16 protein-coding genes and 1 pseudogene are annotated in these 15,819 nt (G+C 71.2%); 9 read left to right on the top strand and 8 right to left on the bottom strand.

What is annotated here, in order from left to right; all coding sequences use genetic code 11:
* Positions 1-2 precede the first annotated feature (2 nt).
* From ureC to OG338_RS27995, 5 genes are read right to left on the bottom strand one after another with little or no spacing between them, the layout of a single operon-like run.
* Positions 3-1,727 (bottom strand): urease subunit alpha, encoded by a 1,725-nt coding sequence (ureC, locus tag OG338_RS28015; protein ID WP_405940008.1) that lies wholly within the window; start codon positions 1,725-1,727, stop codon positions 3-5.
* A complete protein-coding gene (locus OG338_RS28010; protein WP_405940007.1) occupies positions 1,727-2,194 on the bottom strand; it encodes an urease subunit beta in 468 nt (155 codons plus the stop codon). Before OG338_RS28010 ends, ureC begins: the two co-directional genes overlap by 1 nt.
* On the bottom strand, positions 2,191-3,051 hold the full coding sequence (locus OG338_RS28005) for a cobalamin biosynthesis protein CbiX (RefSeq protein ID WP_405940006.1): 861 nt from the start codon (positions 3,049-3,051) through the stop codon (positions 2,191-2,193). The genes OG338_RS28010 and OG338_RS28005 overlap by 4 nt, the downstream gene beginning before the upstream one ends.
* Positions 3,052-3,053: 2 nt before the next feature.
* Entirely contained in the window at positions 3,054-3,359 is a 306-nt protein-coding gene (locus OG338_RS28000; protein WP_405940005.1) for an urease subunit gamma, read from the bottom strand.
* A gap of 31 nt (positions 3,360-3,390) precedes the next feature.
* Complete coding sequence (locus OG338_RS27995; RefSeq protein WP_405940549.1) at positions 3,391-4,350, bottom strand: urea transporter; 960 nt, start codon at positions 4,348-4,350, stop codon at positions 3,391-3,393.
* A 196-nt stretch (positions 4,351-4,546) separates the two neighbouring features.
* Here OG338_RS27995 and OG338_RS27990 point away from each other — a divergent pair, with 196 nt between their 5' ends.
* Both OG338_RS27990 and OG338_RS27985 read left to right on the top strand, forming a co-directional pair.
* Positions 4,547-5,017 (top strand): fluoride efflux transporter FluC, encoded by a 471-nt coding sequence (locus OG338_RS27990; protein WP_405940004.1) that lies wholly within the window; start codon positions 4,547-4,549, stop codon positions 5,015-5,017.
* Positions 5,014-5,388: a fluoride efflux transporter FluC gene (locus tag OG338_RS27985; RefSeq protein ID WP_405940003.1), complete on the top strand. Its 375-nt coding sequence runs from the start codon at positions 5,014-5,016 to the stop codon at positions 5,386-5,388. Before OG338_RS27990 ends, OG338_RS27985 begins: the two co-directional genes overlap by 4 nt.
* 62 nt (positions 5,389-5,450) lie before the next feature.
* Here OG338_RS27985 and OG338_RS27980 read toward each other — a convergent pair whose 3' ends face one another.
* Positions 5,451-5,627: a hypothetical protein gene (locus OG338_RS27980; protein WP_405940002.1), complete on the bottom strand. Its 177-nt coding sequence runs from the start codon at positions 5,625-5,627 to the stop codon at positions 5,451-5,453.
* A gap of 343 nt (positions 5,628-5,970) precedes the next feature.
* Positions 5,971-7,455, bottom strand: a complete 1,485-nt coding sequence (locus OG338_RS27975) for an SDR family NAD(P)-dependent oxidoreductase (RefSeq protein WP_405940001.1) — start codon at positions 7,453-7,455, stop codon at positions 5,971-5,973.
* A 205-nt stretch (positions 7,456-7,660) separates the two neighbouring features.
* Between OG338_RS27975 and OG338_RS27970 the strand changes: the two genes are divergently transcribed.
* The 7 genes and pseudogenes from OG338_RS27970 to OG338_RS27940 all read left to right on the top strand — a co-directional run bounded on the left by OG338_RS27970 (position 7,661) and on the right by OG338_RS27940 (position 13,328).
* A complete protein-coding gene (locus tag OG338_RS27970) occupies positions 7,661-8,563 on the top strand; it encodes an RNA polymerase sigma factor SigF (protein ID WP_405940000.1) in 903 nt (300 codons plus the stop codon).
* A gap of 149 nt (positions 8,564-8,712) precedes the next feature.
* The gene (locus tag OG338_RS27965) at positions 8,713-9,972 is read left to right on the top strand and encodes a PP2C family protein-serine/threonine phosphatase (protein ID WP_405940548.1); all 1,260 of its coding nucleotides are present in this window, start codon (positions 8,713-8,715) and stop codon (positions 9,970-9,972) included.
* Entirely contained in the window at positions 9,962-11,548 is a 1,587-nt protein-coding gene (locus OG338_RS27960; RefSeq protein WP_405939999.1) for a CHASE3 domain-containing protein, read from the top strand. The genes OG338_RS27965 and OG338_RS27960 overlap by 11 nt, the downstream gene beginning before the upstream one ends.
* Positions 11,549-11,556: 8 nt before the next feature.
* Positions 11,557-11,631, top strand: a pseudogene (locus OG338_RS27955) (response regulator); the annotation flags it as partial.
* Positions 11,632-11,729: 98 nt separating this feature from the next.
* Positions 11,730-12,185: an ATP-binding protein gene (locus tag OG338_RS27950; protein ID WP_405939998.1), complete on the top strand. Its 456-nt coding sequence runs from the start codon at positions 11,730-11,732 to the stop codon at positions 12,183-12,185.
* A 92-nt stretch (positions 12,186-12,277) separates the two neighbouring features.
* Positions 12,278-12,790, top strand: coding sequence for a MarR family winged helix-turn-helix transcriptional regulator (locus tag OG338_RS27945; protein WP_405939997.1), 513 nt, complete (start codon positions 12,278-12,280; stop codon positions 12,788-12,790).
* A 205-nt stretch (positions 12,791-12,995) separates the two neighbouring features.
* Positions 12,996-13,328 carry an STAS domain-containing protein gene (locus tag OG338_RS27940; RefSeq protein ID WP_405939996.1) on the top strand — a complete coding sequence of 111 codons (333 nt, stop codon included), beginning with the start codon at positions 12,996-12,998 and terminating at the stop codon, positions 13,326-13,328.
* Positions 13,329-13,400: 72 nt separating this feature from the next.
* Here the strand turns inward: OG338_RS27940 and OG338_RS27935 are convergent, their stop codons facing one another.
* Positions 13,401-15,749 (bottom strand): GH92 family glycosyl hydrolase, encoded by a 2,349-nt coding sequence (locus tag OG338_RS27935; protein ID WP_405939995.1) that lies wholly within the window; start codon positions 15,747-15,749, stop codon positions 13,401-13,403.
* Positions 15,750-15,819: the final 70 nt, after the last annotated feature.

Here is a 15,819-nt window from a genome sequence, read left to right as displayed (position 1 = left end):
CCCTAGACCAGGAAGTAGAGGTGGTTCAGGGGCAGCGTCTCGGCCGGGTCGATGGTGGCGACCTTGCCGTTGAGCGTGACCCTGAACGTCTCCGGGTCGACCCGCACGTCCGGCAGCACGTCGTTGCGGACCATGTTGTGCTTGCCGATGGTGCGGGTACGGCGCACGGGCAGGACCTTGCGGTCCAGGCCGAGCCGTTCCGGCACACCGGCGGCGATGCCCGCCTGCGACATGAAGGTGGCGTGGGTGGCCTGGAGCGCCTTGCCGTACTGGCCGAACATCGGCCGGTAGGTGACCGGCTGCGGGGTGGGCAGCGAGGCGTTGGGGTCGCCCATCTGGGCCCAGGAGACCAGACCGCCCTTGATGACCATCTTCGGCTTGGCGGCGAAGGAGTGGATGGGCCAGAGCACGATGTCGGCGAGCTTGCCCTTCTCGATCGAGCCCACGTAGTCGGAGATGCCCGTGGCGATGGCCGGGTTGATAGTGATCTTGGCCAGGTAGCGCAGCACCCGCTGGTTGTCGTTGCGCTCGGAGTCGCCCTCCAGCACGCCCAGCTTGTCCTTGCAGTGGTGCGCGGTCTGGAAGGCCCGGGTGACGGATTCGCCGATGCGGCCCATCGCCTGCGAGTCGGAGGAGAACATGCTGATCACACCGAGGTCGTGCAGCACCGTTTCGGCGGCGATCGTCTCGGCCCGGACCCGGCTGTCCGCGAAGGACACGTCCTCGGGGATCTCACGGCTGAGGTGGTGGCAGACCATCACCATGTCGAGGAGTTCGTCCACCGAGTTCTTGGTGTACGGCAACGTCGGGTTGGTGGAGGACGGCAGGACGTTGGGCTCGCCGGTGACGCGCAGGATGTCGGGGGCGTGGCCGCCGCCCGCGCCCTCGCTGTGGAAGGTGTGGATGGCGCGGCCGTCGATGGCGGAGCGGGTGTCCTCGAAGAACCCGCCCTCGTTCAGGCTGTCGGTGTGGATGGCGACTTGGACGTCGTGCTCGTCCGCGACGTTCAGCGCGTTGTCGATCACGGCCGGGGTGGAGCCCCAGTCCTCGTGCACCTTGAGCGCGCAGGCACCGGCGGTGACCTGCTCCTCCAGGGCGCCCGGCAGGCTGCCGTTGCCCTTGCCCATGATGCCGAGGTTGACCGGCAGCGTCTCGGCCGCCTGGAGGAGCAGGCCGATGTTGTACGGGCCCGGGGTGCAGGTGGTGCCGTTGGAGCCGTCCGTGGGTCCGGTGCCGCCGCCGATGAGGGTGGTGATGCCGTTGGTCAGCGCCTGTTCGGCCTGCTGCGGGGCGATCAGGTGGACATGGCTGTCGATGGCGCCCGCGGTGGCGATCAGGTGCTCGCCCGCGATGGCCTCGGTGCCGGGGCCGATGACCAGGTCCGGGTCGACGTTGTTCTGGGTCTGCGGGTTGCCGGACTTGCCGATGCCGACGATGAAGCCGTCCTTGATGCCGATGTCGCACTTGACGACGCCCACCATCGGGTCGATGACGACCACGTTGGTGATGACGGTGTCGAGCGCGCCCTGGGCGGCGGTGGCCTGCGGGTCGGAGGCCATGCCGTCGCGCATGGTCTTGCCGCCGCCGTAGACGACCTCGTCGCCGTACAGGCCCTCGCTGTAGTCCTTCTCGACCTCGACGACGAGGTTGGTGTCGGCGAGGTGGAAGCGGTCACCGACCGTCGGGCCGAACATGTCGGTGTACTGCTTGCGGGGCAGGATGGGCATCAGCGCGAACCCTTCTTCTTGTCCTTGGCGGCCTTGGAGCCCTTGGAGCCGTCCTTGCCCGCGCTCTTGGTGGCGCTCTTGGCCGCGGGGGCGTTCTGCGCACCCTGGAAGCCGCGTTCGATGGCCTTGCGGACGGCTTCGACGCGTGCGGGGTGGGAGGCGAGGCTGCCGTTGAGCAGCCCGCTGAAGCCGGTGAGCCGGCCGGTTCCGGCGTACGCGCAGAGCTCGACCTCGCGCGTGCCGCCGGGCTCGAACCGTACGGAGGTGCCGGCGGCGATGTTGAGGTGCGTGCCCAGGGTCGCCTCGCGGTCGAAGGAGAGCGCCGAGTTCACCTCGAAGAAGTGGTAGTGCGAGCCGACCTGCACGGCCCGGTCGCCGGTGTTGCTCACGGTGACCTTGACCGTGCGGCGGCCCGCGTTGAGTTCGATGGGGTCGTCCCCGTACAGGTACTGCTGACGGAACGTCATGCGATGCTCCTGATGCCAAGGTCCGCCCCAGCGGCGGACGGGTGGTGGTGATGCCGGTGCCCGGTCCCGGGGCCGTGCTCGTGCGGGTGTCCGTGCGCAGGGCCGTGATCGTGGCCGTGGCCCTCGCCCGGCGGGTGGGTGTGCGCGTGGCCGTGGTGGTCGGCGGCCGTCAGGCCGGTCGTGATGCCGTCGTCGCCGTGCTCGTCCCAGCGCCGGTGCGCGTCGGCCACCCGCTCGTCCAGCACCCGGCGCAGCGCCGGGTCCGGCACCAGGGGTCCCGCGTCCGTCACCGGTACGGGCCCCTCGCCTCCCGGGTCCACGGCCGCGAACGAGGCGGGCAGCAGCGCCACGCGCTCCGCGCCGAGCAGCGCGCAGCGCCGGACGCCTTCGGCCGGGCCGGGGTCGCCGCCGTCGAGGGCGACCTCGACCAGGTCGTGGCGCCCGTAGCGGCGTACGAGCGCGGCGACGCGGTGGAGTTCGGCGTCCTCGAAGGGGTCGCCGGCGGGTGCGGCGACCAGGAGCGCGGCGTCGGCGGGCACCCGGCCGGCGGCGGCGCGCAGCCAGCCGACGAGGTGCTGGGCGGTGCCGAACGGCTCGGCGAGCAGCACTGCTCCCCGGCCGGCTTCGGGAACGGCGCGCAGGGTGCGGGCGGTGTCCGCGACGAGCCCGGGTTCACGGCCGAGGGTCATCGGGACGACGACGACGCGCTCGCCCCGCCGCAGACGGGCGGCGACGGCGCGGAAGAGGGCGCGCCCGTTGGGGACGGTGTCCACGTCCGGGCCGGGGCGTCCTTCGAGCGCCCGGCCGTACGCGGCTTCGTGGCCGCAGACCGCGATGACGGCCGTGTTCCCGGCCATGGTCAGCCGCCGATGGGGTCGTGTACGGAGACCAGCTTGGTGCCGTCCACGAAGGACGCCTCGACCTGGAGGAGGCCGAGCATCTCCCGTACGCCGTCCATGGCGGCGTCCTCGCCGACGATGTGGCGGCCCAGCTCCATGCAGTCCGCGACGCTCTTGCCGTCGCGGGCCGCTTCGAGGATCGCCTCGGTGATCAGCGCGACCGACTCGCTGTAGTTGAGCTTGAGGCCGCGGTCCCGGCGCTTGCGGGCCAGGTCGGCCACGACGTACACGAGCAGTTTGTCGATCTCGCGGGGGGCGAGGTTCATCGGGGATACCTTCCTCGGGATGTGCGGTGGGTCAGCTGCGGCGCAGGCGCGGCAGCAGGGGGACGGCCGCCAGCAGCGTCCAGGTGGTGAGGATGAACGGCCAGGTGAAGGTGTGGCCGCCGAACGGTTTGAAGAAGGAGGTCAGGGTGGCGGTGAGGCCGGTGCTGACCATCGCGCCGAAGATCGCGTAGGCCGCGGTCCAGGCCGTGTCGGCCATGAAGACGGCTCCGAGGCCGATGGCGACGAGCACCGCGTTGTAGCCGTAGATGCCGTTGGCGATCAGGTCGGTCGGCGCGCCGAGCAGCCAGCCGGCGACGATTCCGGCGATGCTGCCGGCGGCGGCGTAGAGCACGACGCGCAGGCCGGCGAAGGCCAGTCCGACGAGCATGATCAGGCCGACGTACCAGCTCTCGACCAGGAAGATCTGCGAGACGTTGTTGAAGAAGGCGTGCCAGAGGTCGTTCCAGGTGATCCCGGTGTCGCCGCTGGTCGTGCTGGCGACGGCCGCCGGGGCGCCGTGCCAGACCCGGTCGAAGGAGGGGGCGCCGACCACCATCACGCCGGAGACCAGGCAGAAGGGCGCGGTCATGGGTGCGAGGTCGTACGGCGCGAGGAAGGTGGCCAGGGTCGCCATGAGGATGACGCAGAGGACGGCGCCCACGACGGTCAGCACATAGGTGGCCGGGTGGTGGCCCAGCGAGGAGACGAGGGCGATGCCGGTCAGGCAGCCCGCGAACCCCTGCATGCCGAGCGCAATGCTCCCCCGGTCGACGGCCAGCGCGTAGGCGGCGGCCGTGGCGACCAGCGTCCCGATCGTCGCGAACAGTCCGGTCTGCCAGCCCGCCACCCAGAGCCCGGCGAGGATCGCGGCACCGGTGTACAGACTGGCCTGGAAGTCGACCTGCCCGACACCGCGCAGTGACGCCAGGAGGTACGCGGACGGCTGGCGGCTCTCCAGCCGCCGGACGAGATCCGGCTCGGCGAGGGACAAGGCGGGCTCCAACATCGTCGGCACATGGGGGCGGGGCGCGACGGATGCACGAGGACGCCCGTCATATGCCATGAAGTCACACAGAGGTGGCTTCTTCGCGCTGGGAGTGATCCCGGTAGCCCACTCGGGTACACCCCGGGAGGCACGCCGCCGCCCCGGCCCTCGGTGCCCGGCCGTCGTCCGTAGCGTCCGCGGAATGGCCCAGAAGATGCGGTTGCACCAGCACAGCCACCCCGATCACCATCCGGGGGTGCAGCTCCCGGTCGTGGTGGCCGTCGCGGTCGGCGGGGGCGCGGGGGCCTGCGCCCGGTACGCGGCCGAACGCCTGTGGCCGACCGGGACCTTCGCCTTCCCCTGGACGATCCTGCTGGTCAACACGGTGGGCTGTTTCCTGATGGGGGTCCTGATGGTCACCCTGAAGCTGCGCTTCCCCGGGGCTCCCCGGCTGATCAGTCCGCTGCTCGGCACCGGGGTGCTGGGCGGCTTCACGTCGTTCTCGCACTACACGGACAATGTGCGGCAGCTGTTCGAGAACCATCAGCCCGGTTACGCGACCGGCTGTCTGGTGCTGACCGTGGCGGCGGCGCTGGCCGCCGTGACGGCGGGGGCGTTCGCGGCACACTTCGCCTTCGGCCGGTCCTACGGGGCCCGGGGCGGGGCGTCATGACCGACTGGCTGCTTGTGCTGGCCGGGGGTCTGGTGGGGGCGCCGGTACGCTATCTGCTCGGCGTGGACGCGAAGTTCCGCCTGCACAGCGTCTTCCCCTGGGGCACCCTCGCGGCCAACGCGGGTGCGGCGCTGCTCCTCGGCTTCTTCGCGGAGGCGGCGACCGACGGCGATCTGGGCACCCGGCTGAATCTGCTGCTGGCCACCGGTTTCTGCGGGGCACTGTCGACTTGGTCGACGTTCTCGTACGAACTGCTCACTCTCAACTCGGCCCGCCGGCTCGGCCTGGCGGCGGCCTATCTGCTGCTCACCGTCGGCACCGGGCTGGGGCTCTCCTTCGCCGGGGCCGCCGTGGCGCGCGCGGTGTTCTGAGCGGCGGCGGAACGCGCTGTGGCCCGCCCCGGTGGGGGCGGGCCACAGGCGTGTCCGAGGGGTCAGTCGATGCCGGGCAGGATGTGCGGCTCGGCGAGGTCGTCCTCGTAGCCGGCCAGGCGGATCGGTGCGGACCTGGCCCAGACCTCGATGTTCCGGAGCTTGTCGCCGCCGCGGCCCGGCTTTGCGTGCCGTTCGGCCGGGCGCTCCTCTTGCTTCGTCAATTCCGGTGTCGTCACCGCGCACTCCTTCGTGTCGCGTAGCCCCGGGCGTCGCCGACGCTCCGGGTCTCATTGCCGGGAATCAGCCGCCCGTGCGGGGCAGGGGCAGGAACAGTTCGGTCGCGGTGGCGCCGGTACGGGGCGGGACGGCGACTTGGTTGAGAAGCCTGTCCCAGGACGGTCGAGGAAGGTTTGTGGACTCCTCGATGACGCCCGTTCACATCAGAGTAACCAAATGAGCGCGTCCGCGCTCGATGGAACGTGTGCCATAGGTCACTTTCAGCCACCGCGTACGGAAAAGACCCGGCCAGGAAATCATTCCCGCCGGGTCCTCGCATTCCGGGGCGACCGCCCCGCTCCCCTACCAGTTGGCGGGGGCGTAATCCTTCAGGAAGCAGCCGTACAGCGCCTCGCCGGCCTCGCCGCGCACGATGGGGTCGTAGACCCTGGCCGCGCCGTCGACCAGGTCGAGCGGGGCGTGGAAGCCCTCCTCGGCCAGCCGCATCTTGTCCGGGTGCGGGCGCTCGTCGGTGATCCAGCCGGTGTCGACGGCGGTCATCAGGATGCCGTCCCTCTCGAACATCTCCTGGGCGCTGGTGCGGGTCAGCATGTTCAGCGCGGCCTTGGCCATGTTGGTGTGCGGGTGGCCCGCGCCCTTGTAGCCGCGCCCGAAGACGCCCTCCATCGCGGAGACGTTGACCACGTACGCGTGCTTGGCGGCGGTGGCCGCCATGGCCGGGCGGAGCCGGCTGATCAGGATGAACGGCGCGGTCGAGTTGCAGAGCTGGACTTCCAGCAGCTCGATCGGCTCGACCTCGTCGACTGTCTGGATCCAGCTGTTGGTGTCGTGCAGGTCCGGGACGAGACCGCCCGCGTCGATCGCGGTGCCGGCGGCGATCCGGGCCGGCGACGCCGAACCGCTGACCAGGGCCAGGTCCGTGACCTCCTGGGCGCTCAGCGCCTCGCTGCGCGCGGCGGGCAGCGAGGCGACCCGGTCGACGCTGCCGCTGCCGAAGGTGCCGATGACCTCGGCGGCGGGCAGCTCACCGGCGGGCAGCGGGGCGGACTCGGCGGACAGCAGCTCGCCGTACGCCTGCGGGGAGCGGCGGACCGTCTGCGCCGCGTTGTTGATCAGGATGTCGAGCGGGCCCTCGGCCGCCACCGAGTCGGCGAGCGCGACGACCTGGGCCGGGTCGCGCAGGTCGATGCCGACGATCTTCAGGCGGTGGATCCACTCGTCGCTGTCCTCCATCGCCTTGAAGCGGCGGATCGCGTCGTTGGGGAAGCGCGTGGTGATCGTGGTGTGCGCCCCGTCGCGGAGCAGCCGCAGCGCGATGTACATGCCGATCTTGGCGCGGCCGCCGGTGAGCAGCGCCCGGCGACCCGTCAGGTCGGTGCGCGCGTCGCGGCGGGCGCGGTTCTCCCGGGCGCAGTCCTGGCAGAGCTGGTGGTAGAACGCGTCGACCTCGACGTACCGCGTCTTGCACACATAGCAGGACCGGGGCCGCTGGAGGATGCCGGCGATCTCGGTCATGGCGGACGAGGACGGCAGGACGCCCTGGGTCTCGTCGTCGATGCGCTCGGCCGAGCCGGTGGCGGTGGCCTCGGTCACCGCCTTGTCGTGCGCGGTCTTGGCTGCCCGGCGCTCCTGGCGCCGGCGCTGCTTCACAGTCCGGTAGATCCCGGCGGTGGCCCGGCGCACCGCGATGGCGTCCGGGTGGTCGACCTCGATGGTGTCGAGCTCGTCCAGCACGCTCAGGCAGACGGCCAGCCGCTCGGGGTCGATACCGGGGCCGAATGTCTCGGTCCCGGCCACGATCTCGGGGCCGTCCTCTGTCACCGTCATCGCCGTTCCTCTGTGCTCGTGCCGCCGGCCTCACCGGGGGCGTGGGGCTCGGTCAAGTTTGCCATGGTCCGCGGGCTGCTCCGATCGGGTGAGCGCGGGGCCGGGCGGACGGAGCGCGGAAAAGTCCGTACCGGTCGTGCATGGCATCGCGGATCCGGGGCAGGCGGTGTGCGAAGCACTTGGCGAGCAGGAGGGGCCGCACACCATGGTGACCACGACGGAGCAGACCGACGGAATCCTCGGCGACACGTGCACGCTTCCGGTACAGGACGGCGCGTCTCTCGGCGCCGGGACCGCGGAGCTGCCGTGGATCGAGGACACCGGAAAGGTCGCTCCCAAGGACGCCCGGGCCCTCTCGAAGATGTTCCTGGACCAGCTCCGGACGCTGGAGGAGGGCACGCACGAGTACCAGTACGCGCGCAACACCCTCATCGAGATGAATCTCTCCCTGGTGCGGTACGCCGCCTCGCGGTTCCGCAACCGCGGCGGTGACGACACCGAGGACATCATCCAGGTCGGCACCATCGGTCTGATCAAGGCCATCGACCGCTTCGACCTCTCGCGCGAGGTGGAGTTCGCCACCTTCGCCGTCCCCTATATCGTCGGCGAGATCAAGCGCTTCTTCCGGGACACCACCTGGGCGGTGCACGTGCCGCGCCGGCTCCAGGAGCTGCGGGTCGATCTCGCGAAGGCGAAGGAGACGCTGTCGGCCCGGCTGGACCGCGATCCGACGGTCGCCGAGCTGGCCGCCCACCTCGGTCTGTCCGAGGAGGAGATCATCGAGGGCCTGGTCGCGGCCAACGGGTATTCGGCGGGCTCGATCGACACCCCCACCGCCGAGACGGAGTCCGGCAACGAGCAGCGGTCGCTGGCCGATGTGATCGGTGAGGCCGACCCCGGCATGGAGACCGTCGAGAACCTGCACACGCTGGCGCCCCTGCTGGAGCAGCTGAACGGGCGCGAGCGCCGGATCGTCCAGATGCGGTTCGGCGAGGAGATGACGCAGGCCCAGATCGGCGCGGAGCTCGGGGTCTCGCAAATGCACGTGTCCCGGCTGCTCGCCCGTATCGTCAAGCGGCTGCGGGCAGGGATGTCCGTGGAGGTCTGACCCTCTCGAACCGGTCACACACCGAACGGGTGTGGCCGAAGGCGAAGTGAACGACGCCCGGCGGCGGATCGCCGGGCGTCGTTCACATATGCTGCGCACCACCGGCGGGCGGCCCGCTCGGTACAAGGAGAGAGTGAAACGTGGCTGAGATGCGCCTGGGCGCCCCGGCCCGACCTCCCGTCCCGGGGGCCTTCCCGGTCCAGGCGGCATCCGAGGCGGACGACCGCGACTCCGTGTGGGACGTCGGCGGCACCATTCTGCTGGTCGAGGACGACGCGGGTGACGCCCTGCTCGTCGAGGAAATGCTCGCCGACGGCGAGCTGGACCCGACGCTCACCTGGTGCAAGACCCTGTCCGAGGCGCTGGCCTTCCTGCGGTCGCACCACGCCCCCGTCTGCGTACTGCTCGATCTGCATCTGCCCGACGTGCACGGTCTGCGGGCCGTCACCCAGATCGTGGAGACGTCCCCCGACGCCGCGATCGTGGTGCTCACCGGCCTGGCCGAGTCCGGCGCGGGGCTCGCCGCCGTGGCGACGGGCGCACAGGACTACCTGGTGAAGGGGCTGCTCGATCCGCAGGCCCTCGCGCGCGCCATCCGGTACGCCCTCCAGCGCAAGCAGGTCGAGCGGGCCGCCTCCGCGCTGCGCGCCAACCAGCTGATGGCGCAGGAGAACGCGCGCCTGGAACGCGGCCTGCTGCCCGTCCCGCTGCTGAACGACGACAGCTTCCGGGCCGTCGCCCGCTACGAGCCGGGCCGGGCCCACGGACTGCTCAGCGGTGACTTCTACGACGTGGTCCAGACCCCGGACGGCACGGTGTGGGCGGTCATCGGGGACGTGTCGGGGCACGGCGCGGCGGAGGCGGCGCTCGGGGTGTGCCTGCGGGTCGCCTGGCGCACCGCCGTCCTGTGCGGCACCGACCCGCTGGAACAGCTCGGGCTCCTGGAGTCGATCCTGGTGGCCGAGCGCTCCGACCCCCACGTCTTCGCGACCGTCACCTCACTGGCCTTCCCGCCGGGCCGCGACCATGTCCGCGTCATGCGGGCCGGCCACCCCGGGCTGCTGCTCCGGCACGGCACGGAGGTCGACTGGGTGGAGCCCGAGGGCGGGATGGCGCTCGGGCTGCTGCCGGGGCACGGCCAGTGGTCGGTCACCGATGTGGCGCTCGCGCCCGGTGCCGCCCTCGTCCTGTTCACCGACGGCCTCTTCGAGGGGCGCACCGGACCGGCCGGCCGGCTGGGCGAGGAGGGGCTGCTGGGCATGGCCCGGGACCTGGCACCGCTGGCCGCCCGTCCGTTCGTGGACGCGCTGGTCGCCGGCGCCTCGGAGGCGGCGGCCCCGCACGGCGGTCTCGCCGACGATGTGGCCGTCCTGCACCTCGGCTGGAGCGGCACTCCGCATGAGCGGTGAGATACCGGACCCCGTCGTACGGCCGGCCGGCCGGTGGGCGCGGCTGTCCGTGCAGAACTGGGTCCATCTGATCCTGGGCGCCTTCGCCCTCGTCGTCTGCGGCTGTGTGGTCGCGGGCGGCCTGGTCCTGGCCGGCATCTCGGACCGGAGCACCGAGCTGGTGGACCGCATCCAGCCGGCCCGCTCCGCCTCCTTCCAGCTCCAGAACGCGCTGCTGAACCAGGAAACCGGGGTACGGGGCTACGCGCTGACCGGTGACGCCTCGTTCCTGAAGCCGTTCGCCACGGGCAAGAAGGAGGAGCGGAAGCGGCTGGCCCGGGTGCGCTCCGCGATGGATGGCGAGCAGCCGTACGGCCGCGACCTGGACCGGATCTCCGCCGCCGCCGCGGAGTGGCGCCGGGTGCACGCCGACCCGCTGATCGCCGCGGTCCGGCGCGACGGCCCCGGGACGCGCTCGTCCGCCAAGACGGCCGAGAGCAAGGCCGCCTTCGACAAGCTGCGGCGGCTGTACCGCACCCAGCAGGCGCGTCTCGACGCCGCCCGGGACCGGGTGCGCGGCGAGCTGGACGACGCCCGCCGCACCCGCGACCGGGTCCTCACCGCCCTGCTGATCGTGTTCGCGCTCTGTGTGGTCGCCCTCAGCGTGCTGCTCCAGCGCACCGTGGGGCGGCCGCTGGACGCGCTCGCCGAGGCGTCCCGGCGGGTCCGCTCCAGCAGCTTCCGCCGGCAGCGGATCGCGGTGCGCGGGCCCGCCGACGTACGGGCGGTGGCCGCCGCGGTCGAGGACATGCGGGGCAGGCTGGTGGCCGAGCTCGACGCCGCGCGGGAGCGGGAGGAGGTGCTGGCGCAGCAGACCGTGGAGCTGCGCAGGTCCAATTCGGAGCTGGAGCAGTTCGCGTACGTCGCCTCGCACGACCTCCAGGAGCCGCTGCGGAAGGTCGCCTCGTTCTGCCGGCTGCTGGACAAGCGGTACGGGGACGAGCTGGACGGCCGCGGCAAGCAGTACATCGACTTCGCGGTCGACGGCGCCAAGCGCATGCAGGTGCTCATCAACGATCTGCTGACGTTCTCCCGGGTCGGCCGGGTCCACGACAGCTGGACGCCCGTGGAGCTCGACCGGTCCCTGGACCGGGCGCTGGCCAATCTGGCACTGGTGATCGAGGAGTCGGGGACCACGGTCGTCCGGGAGAGCCCGCTCCCCTCGGTCACCGGCGACCCGACGACGCTGGCGATGATCTGGCAGAACCTGATCGGGAACGCCGTGAAGTTCCGCCGCGCCGACGAGCCGTGCGTGATCACGGTCGGCTGCGAGCGGGAGGGCGACGACTGGCACTTCACGGTGGCCGACAACGGGATCGGCATCGCGCCGGAGTTCGCGGAGAAGGTCTTCGTCATCTTCCAGCGCCTGCACGCACGTGACGATTACGAGGGGACGGGCATCGGCCTCGCCCTGTGCCGCAAGATCATCGAGTTCCACGGGGGCCGGATCCGGCTCGATCCCGATTCCCGTCAGGGGGCGCGGGTCCACTTCTCGCTGCCCGCCGACCCCGAGCCCGAGACCCGGGCGACGAGCTGATGACCCGTGAGGCGTTCATCGCGGCCGTCCGGCAGATCGACGACTTCTTCGTCACCGTGGTGCGGCTTCCCGGCCGGGCGTAATATTCGCTGACGACGCATGGGAGTGGGATCTCCCGACGCGGGTACACGATCACAGGAAAGAGGTCTGCGACCTCCCCGCTGCGCCCTGGCTGGAGCACATGAACGAACAGGCGATCTCCCCGCCGGACGACTCCCCCCGGAGTTGTCCGCCCACGGAGGCATTGCTCAGCGCCGAGGTGTTCGACGGCGAGCCGGGGTGCATTTCCCAGGCGCGGGCACTGGCGGACCGCTTTCTCGGCCGGCTGGTGTCCGAGTGGATGGCCGTGCTCGGCACGCACACCCGTAACGACCTGATGCTCGCCGTGAGCGAGCTGGTCACCAACGCGGAGCGCTACAGCCACGGCCCGTATCTGCTGGAGCTTGAGGGCACGGCGGATCTGATCAGCATCACGGTGTACGACAGCAGCAGCGCGCTGCCCGTCTTCTACGCCCCCGACCCGAGCCGGCTGGGCGGCCACGGCATGGAGATCGTGGTGGCCCTCTGCGACCGCGTCACGGCCGAGCGGGTGCCGGTCGGCAAGCGCATCCGGGCCGAGTTCACGCTGAGCAGCTGAGCCGGCCCGGAGCGCCGGGCGGGCGGCGTCCCGGGCTCGGCGGGAACGGAGCCAGGCTGACAGGAGCACGCTACGGGTGACAGAGTGGAAGAATGCCCCACCGCACCGGACTCCCTCACCGCCCTGAACAGGTGTCCGAGGACGTCTGTGCCGCGTCCGAACTGCTGGAAGTGCTGTGGGGACGCGGCCAGGAGGCCGCCGCCCGGGGAGTCGTCTCCCCCTCCCAGCTTCGCGCGCTGCTCGTCATCGAGCAGCAGGAGGGGAGCAATCTGCGCTCGCTCGGGGAGGCGCTCGGTTCGCGGGCTCCGTCGGTGAGCCGGCTGTGCGACCGGATGGAGGCCATGGGCCTGGTCCAGCGCGATCCGAGCCCGACGAGCCGCCGGGAGGTCGAGCTCCGGCTGACGCTTCAGGGCCGGGAACTGCTGGAGGAGTACCGGGCGATCCGCACCCGGGAGCTGACCGCCGTGCTGGAGCGGATGCGGCCCTCCGACGTGGCGGCGCTGGCCGTGGGGCTGGGCGCCTTCCGCTCGGCGGCATCGCGGCGGCTCACCGGTGAGCGGAGCACCACCCCCCGGCTTCGCGACGATGTCGCGGACAGCGCCTAGGGCGTGTCCGCCCCTGCTTCCGCGTTCCGAAGGCGCCGCTCGGACGGGCGCTCACGCTGATCGTTCGGTACAGATTTATCGTTGAACATTCCCGCCGCGAGCAGGGACGGAGCAGAATGCGAACCGCCCGTCCGATCGCGGCGTTCCCCGCCGCCCAGTGCAACACGAGGTGAACGTGCTTCCACCGCCCAGCGCCGGCCGAGCCATGCAGATCGTCCCACGGCACGAACGTGGGGCGTTGGTGCTCGCGGTAACCGGTGACCTCGACATCGACAACGTGGCGCCGCTCGGCACCGCGCTGGAGAACGCGTCGCGCGAGGGTGCCGGGCCGGTCGTCGTGGATCTGTCGGACGTGAGTTTCGCCGATTCCACGACGGTGAACGTGCTGCTCCAGGGGCAGACGGCGCTCGGTCCCCGGCTGCGGCTCGCCGCGCCCTCGGTCTTCATGGAGCGGCTGATCTCCGTACTGGGCCTGGACAGCGCGGTCCCGGTCTTCCCCAGTGTCGCCGAGGCGATGGACCCGCCGCTTCCCGCGTAGCGAAGAGGCGAACACCGAGCGCCCTTCTTCCCGTCCGGCGGGGAGAAGGGCGCTCGCCGTGTCACCGCCCGGTCAGCCCAGGGCGGGCGGGGCGTCCTCGGGCGAGGTGCCCCACGCCGACGGCTCGTCGCCCACCGTGAAGGAGAGCGAGCGGGCCGAGCGGATGTCGTCCGTGGTCAGGTAGGTACGCGACTGCGCCGCACCGTCCAGCCGGGCGGACTGGATGTAGCGGTCGGTGTCCGAGGTGCCGGGGGCGCTGACGGTCAGCGCGCCACGCGGGTAGTAGCGCCGGTCGAGCTTGATGTCGACGCGTTCGAACGCGGGCGTGGACAGGCCCCAGGTGTCGGTGCCCGGCTGGACCGGGAAGACGCCGATGGACGAGAGCACCATCCAGGCGGACATCGTGCCGAGGTCGTCGTTGCCGGTCATGCCGGTCGGGCCGTTGGTGAAGAGTGTCAGGGCCGCGTGGACCACATCGGTCGTCTGCCACGGCCGGCCGGTGGAGAGATAGGTGTACGGGGCGATGAGGTCGGGTTCGTTCTGCGGGTTGTACTTGTCGGCGTTGTAGTACGCGTACGGGCCGTTCACCCACACCTCGCGGGCGGTCTTCGCCGGGTCGGCGAGGAGCTTGTCGTACGCGAAGAACGAGTCGAGCCGCTGGTTGGCGGCGTCCTTCCCGCCGATGAGGTCGACCATGCCCGGGATGTCCTGCGGGACCAGCCACTGGTACTGCCAGGACGTGCCCTCGTGGAAGCCCTCGCTCTCGGCCGGGTCGGCGGGGCCGGTGAAGGCGCCGGAGGCGTCCCGGGCGCGGAAGAAGCCGGTCGAGGGGTCGAAGATCTTGCGGTAGTTCTGGGCGCGGGCCGCGTAGCGTGCCGCGTCGGCCTTGTGGCCGAGGTCGCGGGCCATCTCGGCGAGCATGCCGTCGGCCAGGGCGTACTCCAGAGTGGCGGAGGCACCGTAGTCGAAGTCGGAGTCGCCGGGCTTCGCGTGCGGCCGGTCCTTGATGTACGGGGCGAAGCCGTCCTTCAGGTACGGGACGTTGGCCTCGCGGCCCACGGGTGCGGAGCCGGTGGGCGGCACCCCGTCGGCGTTCTTCTTCAGGGCGCGGTACGCCTCCTCCTCGTACCCCTTCAGCAGGCCCTGCTGGTAGGCGTTGGTGAGGAAGGGCGTGACCGGGTCGCCGGTCATGATGTTGGTCTCGACCGTACCGTAGCCCCACTTGGGCAGCCAGCCGCTCTCCGCGTCGATGCGCAGGACGGATATCGCCATGTCGCGGGATTCGCGCGGGGCGAGCAGGGAAAGCAGCTGGGCCTGGGTGCGGTAGGTGTCCCAGAGCGACCAGTTCTGGTAGTACGTGAAGCCTTTCGCGCGGTGCTTCTTCTGGTCCCACCCGGTGTAGCGGCCGTCCACGTCGCTGCCCACGTTGGGCGCGAGGAAGGAGCGGTAGAGGGAGGAGTAGAAGGTCCGGCGCAGTTCGTCGCCGCCGCCCTGGGCCTTCACGCCTTCGAGGCGGTCCTCCCAGGTGCGTTCGGCGGAGCGCAGGACGTGGTCGAAGCTGTGGCCGCCCTCGGCGCGGAGGTTGAGCGCGGCACCCTTGGCGTCGACGTAGCTGAGGGCCGTGGTGGCCTCGACCGTGCGGTCCTTCGTCGTGTCGAACCGCAGCCAGGCGCCGTTGCGGGCGTCGGTGGCCGTGGACTTCCTGGCGCCGGTGACAGTGTCGCCGTTCCAGGTGCCGGAGGTGGTGAAGGGACGGTCGAAGCGGGTGATCGTGTAGACCGTGTACGGCTTGGTGTCCTGGCAGAAGCCGCTGCCGGTGATGGCGGTCCGCACGGTGCGGTTGTCCAGGATCTCCACGTCGGAGGCGAGCGTCCGGTGCAGCGACTGGCCGGCGTTGAGCAGGACGTTGGCCTTGTCGGTGGCCGGGAAGGTGTAGCGCTGGACGCCGGTGCGCCGCGTGGCGGTCAGCTCGGCCCCGATGCCGGTCTTGAGTCCGACCCGGTAGTAGCCGGGGCTCGCCTTCTCGTCGTCGTGGCTGAACTCCGCCGCGTACTTCGCGTAGTCGGTCTCGGTGACGTCCCCGGTGGTGGGCAGCGTCGGCAGGTCGCCGCCGAGGCCGCAGCCGACGCCGGAGAGGTGGACGGCGGAGAAGCCGCGGATGTGGTTCTCGCCGTAGTCGTAACCGGTGTTGTGCCCGGTGTCCGGCGAGAGCTGCACCATGCCGAAGGGCACGGAGGCGCCGGGGTAGGTGTTGCCCTCGTTCTGGGTGCCGATGAACGGGTTGACCAGATCGGTCAGCCGGCCGTCGCTCCGGGGGGCGGCCTCGGCCGTGGCCCCGGGGAGGAGGACACCGCCCAGGAGCGCGGCGGCGGCGAGCACGGCCGCCGGGCCGCGCAGTCCCGGCCGTGGGGTCCGATGCATGGGGAGACTCCTTAGGACAACGTTGTCAGAGCGCGATCATTCTTGGGATTCCGCCGTGACCGCGTCAAGA

The sequence above is a fragment of the Streptomyces sp. NBC_00726 genome, assembly GCF_045161735.1.
GTDB lineage: Bacteria > Actinomycetota > Actinomycetes > Streptomycetales > Streptomycetaceae > Streptomyces.
This window is presented reverse-complemented; position numbering and strand designations above follow the sequence as displayed.

Excerpts from the sequence above, each read along its gene's own strand:
- ureC (WP_405940008.1), bottom strand. The coding sequence starts at position 1,727 with ATGCCCATCCTGCCCCGCAAGCAGTACACCGACATGTTCGGCCCGACG.
- OG338_RS28010 (WP_405940007.1), bottom strand. The coding sequence starts at position 2,194 with ATGACGTTCCGTCAGCAGTACCTGTACGGGGACGACCCCATCGAACTC.
- OG338_RS28005 (WP_405940006.1), bottom strand. The coding sequence starts at position 3,051 with ATGGCCGGGAACACGGCCGTCATCGCGGTCTGCGGCCACGAAGCCGCG.
- OG338_RS28000 (WP_405940005.1), bottom strand. The coding sequence starts at position 3,359 with ATGAACCTCGCCCCCCGCGAGATCGACAAACTGCTCGTGTACGTCGTG.
- OG338_RS27990 (WP_405940004.1), top strand. The coding sequence starts at position 4,547 with ATGGCCCAGAAGATGCGGTTGCACCAGCACAGCCACCCCGATCACCAT.
- OG338_RS27985 (WP_405940003.1), top strand. The coding sequence starts at position 5,014 with ATGACCGACTGGCTGCTTGTGCTGGCCGGGGGTCTGGTGGGGGCGCCG.
- OG338_RS27975 (WP_405940001.1), bottom strand. The coding sequence starts at position 7,455 with ATGACGGTGACAGAGGACGGCCCCGAGATCGTGGCCGGGACCGAGACA.
- OG338_RS27970 (WP_405940000.1), top strand. The coding sequence starts at position 7,661 with ATGGTGACCACGACGGAGCAGACCGACGGAATCCTCGGCGACACGTGC.
- OG338_RS27965 (WP_405940548.1), top strand. The coding sequence starts at position 8,713 with ATGCGCCTGGGCGCCCCGGCCCGACCTCCCGTCCCGGGGGCCTTCCCG.
- OG338_RS27960 (WP_405939999.1), top strand. The coding sequence starts at position 9,962 with ATGAGCGGTGAGATACCGGACCCCGTCGTACGGCCGGCCGGCCGGTGG.
- OG338_RS27950 (WP_405939998.1), top strand. The coding sequence starts at position 11,730 with ATGAACGAACAGGCGATCTCCCCGCCGGACGACTCCCCCCGGAGTTGT.
- OG338_RS27945 (WP_405939997.1), top strand. The coding sequence starts at position 12,278 with ATGCCCCACCGCACCGGACTCCCTCACCGCCCTGAACAGGTGTCCGAG.
- OG338_RS27940 (WP_405939996.1), top strand. The coding sequence starts at position 12,996 with ATGCAGATCGTCCCACGGCACGAACGTGGGGCGTTGGTGCTCGCGGTA.
- OG338_RS27935 (WP_405939995.1), bottom strand. The coding sequence starts at position 15,749 with ATGCATCGGACCCCACGGCCGGGACTGCGCGGCCCGGCGGCCGTGCTC.